The 15,943-nt window shown below is 43.8% G+C and carries 10 protein-coding genes; 4 read left to right on the top strand and 6 right to left on the bottom strand.

The genetic code is table 11. The features are described from left to right. Positions 1-184 precede the first annotated feature (184 nt). Entirely contained in the window at positions 185-874 is a 690-nt protein-coding gene (locus tag DUN60_RS06695; protein ID WP_114633558.1) for a DUF3306 domain-containing protein, read from the bottom strand. Beyond that, positions 864-1,328 carry a DUF3305 domain-containing protein gene (locus DUN60_RS06690; protein ID WP_016788660.1) on the bottom strand — a complete coding sequence of 155 codons (465 nt, stop codon included), beginning with the start codon at positions 1,326-1,328 and terminating at the stop codon, positions 864-866. The genes DUN60_RS06695 and DUN60_RS06690 overlap by 11 nt, the downstream gene beginning before the upstream one ends. 354 nt (positions 1,329-1,682) lie before the next feature. Between DUN60_RS06690 and fdhD the strand changes: the two genes are divergently transcribed. Both fdhD and DUN60_RS06680 read left to right on the top strand, forming a co-directional pair. Beyond that, a complete protein-coding gene (gene fdhD, locus DUN60_RS06685; protein ID WP_065205200.1) occupies positions 1,683-2,522 on the top strand; it encodes a formate dehydrogenase accessory sulfurtransferase FdhD in 840 nt (279 codons plus the stop codon). A 336-nt stretch (positions 2,523-2,858) separates the two neighbouring features. After that, positions 2,859-4,748 (top strand): methyl-accepting chemotaxis protein, encoded by a 1,890-nt coding sequence (locus tag DUN60_RS06680; protein WP_114633557.1) that lies wholly within the window; start codon positions 2,859-2,861, stop codon positions 4,746-4,748. A 169-nt stretch (positions 4,749-4,917) separates the two neighbouring features. Here the strand turns inward: DUN60_RS06680 and DUN60_RS06675 are convergent, their stop codons facing one another. Next, positions 4,918-6,501 carry an ABC-F family ATPase gene (locus DUN60_RS06675; RefSeq protein ID WP_017077249.1) on the bottom strand — a complete coding sequence of 528 codons (1,584 nt, stop codon included), beginning with the start codon at positions 6,499-6,501 and terminating at the stop codon, positions 4,918-4,920. Positions 6,502-6,952: 451 nt separating this feature from the next. On the opposite strand from DUN60_RS06675, the gene DUN60_RS06670 reads away from it, so the two are divergent. Together DUN60_RS06670 and DUN60_RS06665 are read left to right on the top strand one after the other, a co-directional pair. Beyond that, positions 6,953-9,298, top strand: coding sequence for an ATP-binding protein (locus DUN60_RS06670; RefSeq protein ID WP_054547742.1), 2,346 nt, complete (start codon positions 6,953-6,955; stop codon positions 9,296-9,298). Between the two features lies 1 nt (position 9,299). Beyond that, entirely contained in the window at positions 9,300-10,187 is an 888-nt protein-coding gene (locus DUN60_RS06665) for a mechanosensitive ion channel family protein (protein ID WP_017077251.1), read from the top strand. Positions 10,188-10,365: 178 nt separating this feature from the next. Here DUN60_RS06665 and DUN60_RS06660 read toward each other — a convergent pair whose 3' ends face one another. From DUN60_RS06660 to DUN60_RS06650, 3 genes are all read right to left on the bottom strand, one after another. Next, positions 10,366-11,985 carry a methyl-accepting chemotaxis protein gene (locus DUN60_RS06660; RefSeq protein ID WP_114633556.1) on the bottom strand — a complete coding sequence of 540 codons (1,620 nt, stop codon included), beginning with the start codon at positions 11,983-11,985 and terminating at the stop codon, positions 10,366-10,368. 279 nt (positions 11,986-12,264) lie between these two features. Continuing rightward, a complete protein-coding gene (locus tag DUN60_RS06655) occupies positions 12,265-14,292 on the bottom strand; it encodes a sensor histidine kinase (RefSeq protein WP_114633555.1) in 2,028 nt (675 codons plus the stop codon). Next, entirely contained in the window at positions 14,282-15,745 is a 1,464-nt protein-coding gene (locus tag DUN60_RS06650; protein ID WP_114633554.1) for a sigma-54-dependent transcriptional regulator, read from the bottom strand. Before DUN60_RS06650 ends, DUN60_RS06655 begins: the two co-directional genes overlap by 11 nt. Positions 15,746-15,943: the final 198 nt, after the last annotated feature.

The raw sequence follows: 15,943 nt of genomic DNA, 5'->3' as shown, positions 1-15,943 counted from the left end.
CAGACTATGAATTCGTCTATCTACAAAAAAGTTGATAATAAACGTTATTTAGCAAATGCCATGCCAATTTAATAAACCTTATATATCAGTAGTTTAATTCTTTATAGCGTTTATTGTGCGTATAAAAAAACCGCTTGGGACATTTTGTCGCAAGCGGTTCATTGAGTATTTAGTCAAAATGTACCTATTCTTTGTGTGGTATATTTTGTCCCATCTCTTTCAGGTCATCTTCGTCTGATGTGGTAGCGCTTTTATCTAATACTGTGTTTTTATACAGTCCTTTTTCTTGTTCGGTTATTTCGGCACTTTCTGAAGTTTCAAGTTCATTATCAGATGCCTCAAGATCGCTTTCAGAAGTTTCTAAAACTGAGCCTTCATCTTTATTATCAATGACTTGGTCTTCTTCTGGCGTAGTGTCTTCTTCCGTTTTATCTTTAACCCAATCACGCAGGGTTTCCGCAACCCCTTCAGAAAGAGACTTTAAATTACTGTAATCGTCGTCGTAATCATCTAAACCATCACGAACATTGAATTCTTCTGAGAGGAATAATTTACGCAATGCGGCTTTTTTTACGCTTTCTGAGGCTTCTGATACCAATAATTGAGCAACAGACAAGTCTTCAGTGGCTTCTGGTGCGGGATCTTGAACGTCAGCAGCATGAACTTCTTCATTGGTTTCTAAAGGATCACTATCTAAAGACTGAGGCGCTGCTGCTTCCATTTCAGAAGAAAGATCAGCAGACGAAATCTCAGAAGATGAAGAATCAGAGGAAGTGAGTTCCGGTGCTTCCAGTGTTTGCTCTACTTCCAAAGCTTCGTCAGTGGATTCGTCAAGCTTTCGTTGAGACCAACGGCTAAAGAAGTTAGTTGCCATTTGATCTACCCGCACCTTTACGTTTCTTACGTCTTGCTTCTAGCAACTCACCATGACGGCCTATGAAGGCTTCCATCCAAGCTTGCACAGGTAGCGGAATGTCGTATGAAAGGACTTGGTTGTCACCGTCCATGTATTGCCCTGCAACAGTTTGTGATGCTGTAAGTAACTGAATAACTGGCTTAACACCAGAATCGACATTATCCATCACTAAGAAAAGCTTAGGTTGCTGAGAGCTTAGGTTGAAACGATAGTCTGTACGCTCGTCTTTATGTAATTGGAGTAAACAAACGTCTTGGGCATCGTCTTCTGGCGACAGTTCAAACCCCTTCAATTCCCATTGTGTCGTTACCCAGATACCTGTTTTGATCTCTTTCTCTATTCTTTGGACACCGATTGGCCAAGCTGCTTCTGTTTTTTCATATTGTTCTTTGAATTCTTTTATCTCAGACATACTTCACCCAATTGATTTTCTTTGGTCTGAATGCACTTAGGACATTTTGTACTGTGCGCAATCATATACACCCCATAAAGCAATAAACACGCCAATACGGATTAACTGCGAGAGCGTATCTATAGCGTTCGTTATCAAGTTGTCACTATAACGTTAGTCGATACTGGTTATTTCAGACAACTCCACTCGGTGAACTCTCATATTTTGCGCTATTTTAATCGAATGCTTCATGTTTTCCTGAATACCCGTTATTTTGGAATAAGATTTGCTTTAAGCATGAGTTAAAGAATCGATGAACAAGAACGGCGTTAGACCCTCTTGTTACAACCCTATCTCATTAAGTAGGAAGTGATTGTGGTAAAACCAAACATAATAAAAACTAGCGAAAACCCACTTCAAACAATCGAAGTTGAAGTGTTTGATGAATATGGTGAGAAGCTAACCAAACAGATCGCTTGTGAACGCCCTCTTACCGTTATGTTGAACTGGAAAGAGATCGTAACCCTGATGACGCTTGGCTCGCGCCCTGAATCTTTAGTCTTGGGTTATTTGAAGAACCAAAGCTTCCTTTCTGACCCTGAAGCGGTTGAATCTATCATCATCGATTGGGAAACCAGCTCTGCAGCGGTTATCACCAAAGAAGATACGAGCCAACTTGAGCAAGCGCTTAAGAAGAAGACGGTGACCTCTGGCTGTGGTCAGGGCACCATGTTTGGTAACGTGATGAAGCAGTTGGAAGATTACCAAGTGCCTCAGACCAAGATTAAGCAATCTGAAATTTACACGGCTTTAGAAGCACTGACTCATTACAACGACACCTACAAGAAAGCTGGCGCGGTACATGGTTGCGCTGTTTGCAAAGACGACAAGGTTCTATCGTTTGTTGAAGATGTTGGCCGTCACAATGCGGTAGATACGTTAGCTGGTGAGATGTGGCTTAACAAAGAGTCTGGTGAAGATAAGATTTTTTACACTACTGGCCGCCTGACTTCTGAAATGGTCATCAAAGTGGCGCAGATGGGTATTCCTGTTCTGCTATCACGCTCTGGCGTAACGCAAATGGGCTTAGACTTGGCTCAGCAATTTGGTATCACAACCATTGCTCGCGCTAAAGGCCTGCGTTTCCAAGTGTTCACTGGCGCAGAGAAGATTGAATTCGATGTAAAAGGCGAACAGGCTTCGTCTGAAAGCTAGATTCAAAAGCCCAGCTCATGCCTAATTAAAGTTGATTTTAGGCGAACAATATAGCTAAACAACAATGCCGCTCACAACCTTGATGAGTGGCATTTTTTATTTGTTCAAAGTTTATTTCAAGATATGCCTAGTAAGCTATATAGCTTGGAGGTTTCTATCAACGGTGCCCACTGATTTTCGCTTGTAGATAAATAACGGCTCCCTCGACCTTAGTTGTAAACGAATCTTGCTTTAACAACCTGATAGGCTATTAGTTACATATTCATCATTTTAATGAATCTATTAATTACAAAACAAAGATGAATATTAACGTCACTGGCTTAAAGGGAATTAACCATGAGTAATCCATCAGAACCTCAGCGTCATTCGCTGTCTCTTTCAATACGCAGTAAATTCATTCTAATCAACCTCACCCTGTTTGTTTCAGTCTTTATCTATGCCATCTATGAGCAGTTCAGCTTAGACAAGCTTGAATCTTTGGAACGTGCTGCTACTGAAAATTTGAGGAGCTCTGTTGACCTACTCACCCTGAGGCGACACGAAAAAGATTTCTTGTCTCGCCACGATAACAAATACGCAAAACGCTTTGACAAAACCGCCAACACCCTGAATCAACGATTGGTGACTTTGAACCAAACTCTAGCTTCACACGAGCTTCACTTGTCTGACCAAATGACACGGATTTCGGACACTCTTCATCAATATCAAAAGCAGTTTCACCAAATTGTCGAACAAGTAAATAACATTGAACGTACGACCGCGCCTTTAGGTTTCGTCGCTGCGTTAGATGGCAAAAGAACCGCGTTAAAATCAGCGATCGAATCTGAATCAAGTTTGGCTTTAGAGCTTGCGTTGTTGGAGTTGATTGAAAAAGACTTCCATTATCTCGCTCATATCAATGACCAAACACATATGGCGCTAGCTGATGCTCTTAAAGAGTTTGAACCCTACTCTCAAACGTCGGTTGCAACAGAGCAAGCCTATTCGGACTACAAAGCTGCGGTTGAAACGCTCCTATTGGCCAACACAAATTTAGGTTTGTCGGCAGAACTCGGTCTTAGAGGTGCCTTACGTAGCAACGTCCACCAAACAGAACAAGCCATTGAAGCCGTACAAACCGAGATAAGCCAAGCTATCACAGCGGCAAGTACACATACCAAAAACACACTACACCTTTTTGGTGCGGCGATTGTTGCGCTGCTCTCTTTGCTGTTGGTGTTTATTGGTCGCAACATACTTGCGCGAATCAAAGCGATAAACGTGATGATGGAATCAATTGCCAATGGAGATGGTGACTTAACCGTGCGCATGAATGCCAAAGGCAATGATGAACTTGCTCAGTTGGCGCACTCCTTCGATACCTTCATCAATAAACTGCATGGCAATATTAAAGAGCTGTCTGGCGTGATGACAGTGTTGACCGATAGTTCGTGTAGCTCTGAAGAAGCGGCAATCAAAAGTATGAGCAATGCTGAAAAGCAGAAGCAACAATCTGAATCAGTAGCGACGGCAGTTAATGAGTTGGTGATGACCAGTAATGAAGTGACGGCGAACATAGAAAATGCGGCGATGAACGCTGAGAAGATCAAAGACAATGCACATCAGGCATTACAAGAAACCCACGCAACCAATGACAGCATTAATGTGCTGGCCGAGAATATTGCAGAGTCTCAAAACCTAATTGTTCAGCTCGAAGATCAGAGTCGTGAAATCAACCAAGTCGTTACTACGATTCAGGGCATTGCGGAACAAACTAACCTACTCGCGCTAAATGCAGCGATAGAAGCTGCGCGTGCTGGTGATCATGGACGTGGGTTTGCAGTCGTGGCGTCTGAAGTAAGAGAACTTTCGCTAATGACTAACGATTCAACCCATCAAATTGAATCGACTATTCATGGCCTAACGTCTGGAATAGCAAAAACGGTCGCTAAGATGTCGGTAAGCCTAGAACAAACGGGGTTAGTTAAACACCAAACCAAAGATGTGGTAAATGCGATTGAAGGGATACACTTTCAGGTTGGCGAGATGTTCGACTTAAACAGCCAGATTGCCACAGCGTCTGAAGAACAATCCATGGTATCAGCGGAGATTGACCGCAGCATCACTGATATCGCGCACTTAGCGAGTGATACTCATACAGTGGTATCTGGGTCTGTTCGTTGCAGTGAACAAGTATCGAACGTGAGTGTGAAGCTAGAGAAGATTGTGGCGCAGTTTAAATATTGATTAGCAGCAAGCATTTGAGACCACCGCTCGGCGTATTTGCGATGGAAAAACTGATACAAGTGAAGTGATATAAATAAACAAAAGGCCTCTATCTTATTCATAAAGATAGAGGCCTTTTTAATCAGGGATACGTACTAACGTTGTATTACGTATTCATGTTTAATGCGTACTAAGCGCGTGCTTTCAAGAACTCAGCGTAAGTACCGCGGAAGTCGTTGATCTTGCCGTCTTTGATTTCAAGAACACGAGTCGCTAGAGAGTCTACGAATACACGGTCGTGAGAAACGAAGAACAATGTGCCTTTGTAGTTCTCAAGAGCCAAGTTAAGTGCTTCGATAGATTCCATATCCATGTGGTTCGTTGGTTCATCCATTAGCAGGATGTTTGGTTTGTGCATCATGATCTTGCCAAGAAGCATACGACCTTGCTCACCACCAGAGATAACCTTTACCGACTTCTTGATGTCGTCTTGGCCAAACAGCATACGACCTAGGAAGCTACGAACAACTTGCTCGTCTTCGCCTTCTTGACGCCATTGGCTCATCCAATCAAACAGGTTTAGATCTTCTTCAAAATCATGTGCGTGATCTTGAGCGTAGTAACCGATGTTTGAGTTTTCAGACCACTTATATTCACCAGTACGCGCTTCTAGAGCACCCGCTAGTGTGTTAAGTAGTGTTGTTTTACCCACACCGTTCTCACCGATGATAGCAACACGCTCACCAACTTCGAAAATCGCATCGAACTTGTTGTATAGGTCTTCTTCAAAACCTTGAGATAGGTTTTCAACCACAAGTGCGTTACGGAATAGCTCTTTAGACTGTTCGAAACGGATGAATGGGTTTTGACGGCTAGACGCTTTTACTTCATCTAGTTGAATCTTGTCGATCTGTTTAGCACGAGATGTCGCTTGTTTCGCTTTAGATGCGTTAGCAGAGAAACGAGAAACGAACGTTTGAAGTTCAGCAATTTGTGCTTTCTTCTTCGCGTTATCAGAAAGTAGACGTTCACGAGCTTGTGTCGCTGCTGTCATGTACTCATCGTAGTTACCAGGGAACAGACGAAGTGCGCCGTAATCAAGGTCAGCCATGTGTGTACAAACTGAGTTTAGGAAGTGACGGTCATGCGAAATGATGATCATTGTGCAGTTACGTTGGTTTAGCGTATCTTCCAACCACTTGATGGTGTCCATGTCCAGGTTGTTCGTTGGTTCGTCAAGAAGCATGATATGCGGGTCTGCAAACAGTACTTGAGACAATAGAACACGAAGTTTCCAACCTGGTGCCACTTCGCTCATTAGACCGAAGTGCAGTGATTCTTCAATACCTACAGCAAGAAGAAGCTCACCCGCTTTCGCTTCTGCCATGTAACCGTCCATTTCAGCGAACTGAACTTCAAGGTCAGCCACTTTCATGCCGTCTTCTTCGCTCATTTCAGGCAAAGAGTAAATACGGTCACGCTCTTGCTTAATCGCCCAAAGCTCTTTGTGACCCATGATAACCGTGTCGATTACCGTGAATTCTTCATAAGCAAACTGATCTTGGTTTAGCTTAGCAACGCGCTCATTTGGATCGTAGCTTACGTTACCTGCACTTGGCTCAAGTTCACCAGATAGGATCTTCATGAACGTCGATTTACCACAGCCATTCGCGCCGATTAAACCGTAGCGGTTGCCTTCGCCGAACTTAACTGAAATATTTTCGAAAAGTGGCTTAGCGCCGAATTGTTGGGTGATATTTGCTGTGGAGATCAATGCCGTTACCTTTTTAATGTGAAAAACGCCGCAACGTTACTTCTTCGGGGCTTTAACTGCAAGTCTTGATTGCAATTACTCGCCATTAAGTGAGTGATAACCTAGCCAAATCATAGTTTGAGCTGACTCACATTTTTGATTTTCTATTTGTCGTTAAAAAACCATCTATTTTCAGGAAAAACAAAATATCGAACAGCGCCCTATAATGGGCGGTATATAACGTCCCAAATCATGCCAACCATTGAATATATCGTATGCTGATTGGTCACAGTAAAACTAACCCGATCAAAGCAACAACAGACATAGGCAAGACTAGCCTAATCTCTGACAATTTCATGACAAAATCAGCCGAAACGGGAATAAAGTACTCGCCCCCGATACGGGGTTGGATTTCACAAAGTAAGATTAACTAACTATAGTAATCCTAACCTCATAATTCTAAGAGACTTTTATGCGTTCACTTTCGCGCTTCTTAATCTTCACTTTGGCCATTCTCTCTTGGCCGAGTCATGCCAACTTGGAATATGACTTACAATCTCAGCCTCAGGTATCTAATAGTGCTGTAGATCTGGATAAGCGTATTGATTCCCTACCTGATCCCCTCTTTATGGAGCAGTCGGACAGACGCCAAGTCAACATTTTACTTGCCGAAGTTCTGCGAGTTCAAAAGCTGGAAATCAAAACCTTCGAGCAACAGGTAAAAGCCTATAGAGATAACAACGACGCCGATCAATGGTTTGCCGTGCAAACGAGCTACGTCACATTGAATAGCTTGAACGTAAGTAAGCAGCACCTGTTAGAGCAGACCAACTCCGCGAATAAAGAGCGCTTAACCGGTTTTGGCCCATACGGCGTGACTCAATTTAAACAAGAGTGGGAATTAACCAAGCTCAATATTGAGTATCTTGTTTACTTCCAAATTCGTAGCTTTAAAGCATTAGTTAAAGACATTTTTATTTCTCCAGTGCCTGTCATTTGGGCTTCTCTAAAGGTGCTGTTCATTTACTTCGGTTTAGTATGGTGGCTTGCCAACAGCACTCGCTTGATTGAGTTGTTTAGAGTTAACTTTCTCGAAGCGAAAACGAACCCTCCTTTTCTGGTTCGTGTGATTTGGTATATCAGCCGCGCTGAGCGTGCGATTGCTTGGTTAATCGCTATCACACTTTCTTTGAGAGTGCTTTCTAGCATCCCTAGCCTGCAGCACCTGATTTTCCTAGAAATATTCACGTGGTGGATTCTAGGTGGTTCGATTGCTATCAGCTTTATTCTTGAATTTGCGTATCGCTTGGGTCGCACATCAAATCAAGAAGTCATCGCGCTGAGACTATCGACTATTCGTCGCTATGTTTGGAGTATTATTGTTGCAGGTCTGACTTTGCAGATATCGAGCATCACACTGGGTAAAGGCACCATTTACAGCTGGATCTACAGTGCGCTGTTTTTCTGGTTCGTGCTGGTCACGATATCGGTACTTAGATTATGGAGAGCGAAAGTCTTCGATACGCTGCAACACATCTCCGATCGTCCGGTGTGGGTTAACTGGGCGGTAAACCGCAAGGAAACCTTCTTACTTAATATACTGGCGACGGCAATTGGAATCGTCTGGTTGAGTGTTTACAACTTCCAACATCGAATCATGGCATTGCTTTCTAGTTACACGTTGTTTAGTCAGGCCTTAGCCTATCTCTTTCGAATCGAAGTGGCTAAGCAGTCTGATCTTGATAAAAACCAACAAAACTTGGTTCGAATCAAAGGAGACAAAACCTATGAGTACATTCTGCCGGGTAATATCGATAGCACCTTAATTGATTACGCGGGTGATGAGGTTAAGCAACTCTCTCGTTATTTGATGTCGGACAGCCCTGCTATTTGTATTGTTTCAGGCGAACGTGGTGTGGGTGCAACAACGCTGCTTTATACCTTGCTGCATAAAGTATCCAACGCAGAGCCTGTTTACGTGAGTTGCCCTTACGCGGGTTACCAAGAGCTCTTAGCGCATCTAGCCGTGAGCATCGGCTTGGAAGAAGAAGCGACTGAGATTCAGATCTTGGCGCACCTACGTAAAAGTAACACCACGTACCTAATTGCGATTGATAATGCCCAACGATTGGTTAAGCCAATGGTCGGTGGCTTGTCTGATTTGATTCGTTTAACCAACCTTCTCCGTCGTTCTAAAAAGAATCACCGTGTCGTGATATCGATTGCCAAATCAAGCTGGCGATTTGTTGATAGAGCGCGTGGCGAGCGTCTGCTGTTTGACTTGGTGTGTTTCCTACCACGTTGGACAGAGAAACAAGTTGGTGAGCTACTGACTAGCCGCATCAATACCGATCTTGAAAAGCCGTTATCGTTTGATGGTTTAGTTGTCCCTAAGCAGTGGGATCAAGATGACATGAGTGAAGAAGAACGTGCACGCCAAGGCTTCTATCGAATCTTATGGCACTACTCTGATGGCAACCCTACCGTTGCGCTGCGATTCTTTAGGCTCTCTTTGAACCGCAATAAAGAGACAGATCAAGCCGTGGTGCGTCTGTTCCATGTTCCTGAAGCGCAGGAACTAGAGAATATGCCAAAACCTATGCTGGCTGTACTTCGCTCTATCGTACAACTGGAGATAGCGTCTCCGGAAGTGTTGTCTGAATGTACTCAGCTGAGCATTGCAGAGATAACCGGGATTCTACGTTATTTTGAAAGCCGTGGTTATATTGGTTGGCATGAAGAAAAGGCTCGAATTTCTGAGCACTGGTTCCGCCACATTACTAATGTTCTCGACCGTCAACATCTACTGGTGAAGTAAAATGAAGAAGTTATTTATCCTACTATTTGTTGGCTTGGCAAGTGTTGTCAGTTTCCCGACCTTCGCGACGGAAGAGTTAGCTAACGTAGAAAACATCTCAAAGATTGCGAGTTTAGTGCGTTGGAGCGGCGTGTTCTTCTCCATGATCGTTATTGCCGCAATGTGGTTGTTGCTTAAGTTCATCAATTCGTTGGTGACCAGTTTTGGTAGTCAGTTCGTGCAATATCGAATGCTGCTACAAAAACTGCAGTCGTTTACTCAATTCTTTATTTACGTGAGCACCGGCCTTATCGTGTTCATGATGAGCTTTCGAATCAACGATCAAATACTGGCTTTGATTGGTGGTACCCTCGCCGTGTCGGTCGGCTTTGCGCTTAAAGACTTGGCAGCATCATTCATCGCCGGTATCACTGTGATGATTGACAGACCTTTTCAAGTTGGTGACCGCGTCACGTTTGAAGGTAACTATGGCGACATCATTACCATCGGTTTGCGTTCTGTTCGAATGAGAACCCTGAACGATGACATCATCACGATCCCGAACAACAAGTTCTTAAACGAAGTAACGACCAGTGGTAACTATGGCGCGCTGGATATGCAGGTGGTGATTCCATTTTATGTCGGTATGAATGAAGACATCACCCTAGCTCGAGACTTGATTCAAGAAGCGGCGTCTTCTAGTCGTTACATCCATTTGCCGAAGCCTGTTACGGTTCTGGTCAAACAGACGATCACGGATAATTACTTGGCGATACAGCTAACTTGTAAGGCCTATGTGGTCGACACGGCGTATGAGAAGCTGTTTGAAACCGATATTACCTTGCGTGTGATGAAAGAGTTTAGAAAACACAATATCAACCCTCCGAAGATTTCAGTGACTGCACATTAACAAGATTGGCTTAATGCTCTTCTTTTGTTGAGCGAGTTAGCAATCCAGTCATCTACAAACAAAAACACCTCCGAACTTGTCTCAAGTGCGGAGGTGTCTTGTTATGGGCTTCTCGGATTCATCTCTTGAAGATAAGAAACCTGTGACTGGCATAGTTCATTATGAAAAACCTTAGCGGTTAAACCTTAAAGTACTTCAACTGATCGGTTAGGTGCTCGGTAGTGTTGGCCATTTTCTGACTATCCTCAGCTAACGACTGTGAAGCTTGCAGTACTTCGTTAGCCGCAAGATGAATCCCTGTGACACTTGCACTCATTTCGGTTGCTACCGTGCTTTGTTGCTCCGATGCGGCGGCGATCTGTGCGACCATGTCGTTGGCGTTATGAAGCTCATTCACTATCACATCGAGTTGTTGGCGAGTTTCGTTAGACGCGACAACACTGTGATCGACTTTCTCATTGCTGCTTTGCATTGCTTTAAAGGTACGCTCGGCTTGCTGAGTCAGTTTTTCAATCGTCGATTGAACTTCATTGGTTGAGTTTTGAGTGCGGCTTGCGAGGTTACGGACTTCATCTGCGACTACCGCGAACCCTCTTCCTTGCTCACCTGCTCGGGCTGCTTCTATTGCCGCATTAAGCGCTAACAAGTTAGTTTGCTCAGATACATCACGTATCACGCTCACCACTTGGCTTATCTCTGTGACACCAGATTGCAAGTCTCTGACGAGATCGTTCGCGGTCGAAATGTTTTCTGAAACTTGAGATATGGTTTTAGACGTTACTTGCATGTTCTGGTCGTTCTGATTTGCGTGCTCGACAACCTTATTGGTGCTTGCGGCAGTATTTTCAGCATTAACAGCGACATCAGAAATGGTGGCACTCATTTCTGTCATCGCTGTCGACAACAACTCAAGTTGAGCATGCTGTGAGTTAACACTGGTCGCAGCCTCTTCACTGGCTTGTGCAATGTGACTCGCCATATTACTGGATAAATCTGCTGATTCATTCGCTGTACGAAGCGTGCTTTGTAACTTGTTGAGCATGGTATCAATTTGATTACTCATATCGCCCAGTTCATCTTTACGTTTCATGTTCATGCGTACACGAAGATCCCCATCTGCAATCTTATGGGTGTTGTCGATAAGCTTGTTAAGTGGCACAAGGATATTGTTAGAAATCGCGTAGCCCATAGCAAACAACAGGCCTGATAATACAACCGCGACCAGTCCTTCTTTGAGCGCTAATGCATAGAAAGCGTCTTGAATATCCGCAACTAAGATTCCCGAGCCAACAATCCAATTCCACTCAGGGAATAGCTGTACATATGAGATCTTGTCTTTGAGTTCACCTTGCGGGCTCATCCATTGATAATCAAGAAACCCTTTCTCCTCTGGGGTACGTGAAATGTTGACCATCTCACGCCAGTGGTGTTTACCTGCACCATCTTTAAAGTTACCTGCGTTCTTGCCATTGAGTTCAGGTTTTAATGGATGGATAACAACGTTGAGTTGTTGGTTTAAGATCCAGAAATAATTAGTGGTGTCGTAACGAAGCGTTTCAATCGCTTGCAGCGCTTGTTTCTTTGCTACTTCTTCACCGAGCACGTTACGTTGGCTGTAATAATAGCTCGCTAAGCTGACCGCGGTTTCGACTTGAGCACTGAGTTTATCTTGGCGCTCTTGCATTGAGCTTTCACGTTGTTGCATTAGGTTGAAAGATGACGCCATTACCAATAGAACAACCGATAAAATGACGATGGAGATAAGTTTTGATTTAATAGATAGATTACTTAATTTCATAGCTGACTGACTTTATTATATTTTTTGATTATGAATTTGGGGTCAATGTATCAAAAATTCGTACAGTTCAGATGATATGCATCAAGATCAAAAGATATACACTGTGTTACATAACCAAAAGGAGGTGCTCGTCAAACGGGCAGAGGTTGAGATTTAGTTGGCGATAGTTTAGTAGTGCGGAATTTTCGTGCTTGGGCTGAAACGTTCATGTAACCGCCCAAGCGCAATAGAAATATTATCAGGTGATAATATGGTTGGATTCGATCTTAAAGCTAAAACTTATAGGTTTGAGACCAACAACTGTGGTGTCGCTTTTTGCTGAAGGTAGATACTAAAGCGGCTTCCCTTGCCTACTTCTGATTCGACACGTATCTCGCCACCTGTTTGACTCAAGATACTTTGAGATACTGACAAACCTAAACCTGTACCGTCTCGTTTGGTGGTATAGAAAGGCGAGAAAATACGTTTCAGTTGCTCTTCTTTGATACCACAGCCTTCGTCTTCAACATGAACAATAGCCCCATGAGACACGCCATTTTCAACCCAGTCTTCACTTGAAATAGTTAATGTGCCCTTTCCGTCCATAGCGTGAATCGCGTTCATCTGTAGATTAACCAGAATCTGCAGCAATTGGTTGCGGTTCACTTCGACAGACGTTTTCGCGTGCAGTTGGGATACGTACACAATGCCCTTCTTCTTAGCCCCCGTTTTGACAAGCGTAATACTCTCATCAACGATTGGATTGATGTGTTGCCAAGTAATCTCATCTTGTACACCACCATGACGGCTATATTGAAGCAGGCTTCGTGTGATGTTTCGGATTCGGTCAATCTGCTCCATGATGGCGTGGACTTCTTCGTCTACACGAGCGACTTCGTCACCGAGTTCAAACTTCATTAATTCGACATTGCCAAGAATCACCGCTGTAGGGTTATTAATCTCATGGGCAATGCCCGCGGTTAATTCTCCTAGCGCGGCTAACTTTTCATTGACCACCAGCTTGTCTCGAGCTTGATTCAACAGCTTGATATGCAGTTCTAATTCTTCGGTTTTCTCTTTCAAGCTAGCAGTTCGAGAATGAACCTTACATTCGAGTTCTGAAGCAGCTTGTTGGATCTCTTGATTACGTTCGTGCAGCAAATCTAACATCTTGTCGAATTGTTTAGCGAGCAAAGTCAGCTCGTGTTGATCGTTCAAACCAAGAGTACCAATTCGCTTGTCTTGCCCCATCTGCACTAGCTTGACGACTTTATGAATGCGTTCAATGGGATTGAAAAGATCACGAGCACCACGGTGAACGATCAAACCAGAAGCCAGTAACAACAACACAATCGTAATGCTGATTTCGCCAAGGTTAGTCAAGTATGTTTCCACTAATGGCCAAATCAGATAACCGGTATAAAGCATGCCGATGACGTTATCGAATTGGTCATGAATCGGTTGATACGCAGTAATGTACCAAGCGTCGTAAACATACGCTCTATCTAGCCACTCTTTGCCTTCATTCAATACTTTAGAATGAACCTCGTGAGAAACACGAGTACCAATGGCGCGCCCTGCACTTTCTTCGCTGCTTAACGGTACATTAGTGCTGACACGTAGGTCATCAAGAAACACAGTAACGGTGCCAATACGACGATTGAACCCCTCGCGTTGCGGATAAATGAGATTGCTGATCTGATCAACCAACTGTGTGCTGTTATTAAGGAGGATCCCCCCATCAAGAAAACCAATTACGTGATCATTCTTGTCACGAATCGACACAACGGTGCGGCTAACCAAACCCCGAGTTTCAACGTTTTGACTATTGAGCATTGGGACTTCGGCTTGCCTGGCAAGGTTTTGGTCTAAATCGTTGAGTTCGTTTTTGCTCAATACACTAAAGAACGATTCTTTGTGTGTCATATTGAGGTATTCAAGTTTTTTTTCCATGCTCTCGACGCTACGCCAGCGCAGGAAATCGAGTTCATAGCGAGATTTGTTTTCAGAAACCCAACGTGTGAGCTCTTCTTTCGAAATATCACTCGTGAGTTTGATTCGGAAGTTGTAAGACTCAGCAAATGCTTGAACGTTATAGGCCTGTTGGTTCTGAATTAGATGGATACTGTTGTCGGCAACATCCAAACGTTCATCGACATCAATCAGAGCACCCTGCCACGTGTAATGTACTGACCAATACAGTGTTATAGCGACAAGCGCACACAAGGTAAGAATGATGGGAGCGGATGTTAGAAATAGCAGGCGATAACGCACCATGGTTTTGAACCTGAACGCCCACTTTGTCCACCAATGACGTCTAATCGGCATATTCTGAGCCTTCTGTGTTCCACTCTTTGTACTTACGCTCTAGTGTTTTACGCGCCACACCGAGATCTCTCGCAGCTGCAGACTTATTGCCATCATGGAAACTCACCAGTTGTTCTATGTGAGATTTTTCTACTTCTTTGAGTGTCCAAGTGTTCGGGTAACCCTCAGCAGCGTCTACATTATTCAAGTTTGGTATTTCTGCTCCATGTGACACCGTCACTGAAATGCTGATTGGGGCTGGATCACCATTAATTTCGCGCCAATAGTGTGCTGGTGGCTTGTCTAAAAGAATGCATCTTTCGACTAGGTTCTTAAGTTCGCGAATATTTCCCGGCCATTCGTATTCATTCATTGCCAAGATATCTTCATGTGCCCAGTTTGGAACCGGCATACCCAGTTCACTTGATAAAAGACGAGTGAAGTATGGAACAAGCTCTATCAGATCAGACGGTCGTTCTCTCAATGGCACAACATCAATCTTAAGTACATTGAGTCGGTAGAACAGATCGCGACGGAAGTGGCCTTTATCGACTTCTTCTTGAAGGTTTCGGTTAGTCGCCGCCACCACACGTACGTCAACGGCAATTTCTTTCTCACTGCCAACTGGACGAATAGTACGTTGCTCTAGTACGCGTAACAGCGCTGCTTGCATTGGCAGTGGCATTTCACCTATTTCATCAAGGAACAAGGTGCCACCACTTGCGACTCTGAATAGACCTTCACGGTTTTTCTTCGCGCCGGTAAATGCGCCAGAGGTATGCCCGAATAGCTCACTTTCTAGAAGTTCAGGCGCAATTGCACCACAGTTGATTGGCACAAATGGGCCACTACGCTTGCTGGCTTCATGTACACCACGAGCAACCAGCTCTTTACCTGTACCTGACTCACCTTCTATAAGAACTGATGCTCTCGACGGTGCAAATTGACTGATCAGCAATTTGAGCTGTTTAGTCTTGTCTGAATTGCCGATCAATTCGGTCTTGATATGACGGCTAACATCACGCTTCAACGCATACTGCATTCTTTGGTCAAGGCGCTTGTCCATACAACGCAGAACCGCTTGTATCATTTGTTCGAGGTTGAACGGCTTAAGAATAAAATCTGAAGCACCAAGCTTAAGCGCAGATATCGTCATCTCTAAATCAGCATAACCTGTCATGAAAATCACATCGGCACGTTTGTCGTTGTCGTTAAACGCCTCTTCCCACTCAATACCAGACCGACCTGGCAGGTTGATATCAAGAACAATCAGATCAAAATGCTCGCTCGAACGCAGTATTTCGGCTTCTTCAACCGACCCCGCACTCGATACCTTGCCAAAGAACTTACCCAGTGCTTTCTTTAAAATAGCTTGCATACCTATTTCATCATCCACAACCAAGACGGAAAACGCTTGATATTGAGTCAATGTGTTCGGGTTGAGGTTGGGTGCAGATGAACTAGGTAAAGACATAATGATTAGCCGGTGGGGAAAGTTGGGACAGAGTGTACCAATTAACCTTTTGTGCAACAGGGACAATGTGCGACATTTTGTCCTAGCTCATGTTTTGATTCATTTTAGAGGGCTAAATGACGCAGTTTTGTCCGAAATAACAGCAATTTAATGAGATCTGATGCATTATTTATTGGCATTAAGATTGCTTATAAGGTG

The sequence above is a fragment of the Vibrio splendidus genome (genome assembly GCF_003345295.1).
GTDB classification, from domain to species: domain Bacteria; phylum Pseudomonadota; class Gammaproteobacteria; order Enterobacterales; family Vibrionaceae; genus Vibrio; species Vibrio splendidus_K.
Note: the sequence above shows the minus strand (reverse complement) of the source record. Positions and strands in the feature narration are given on the sequence as shown.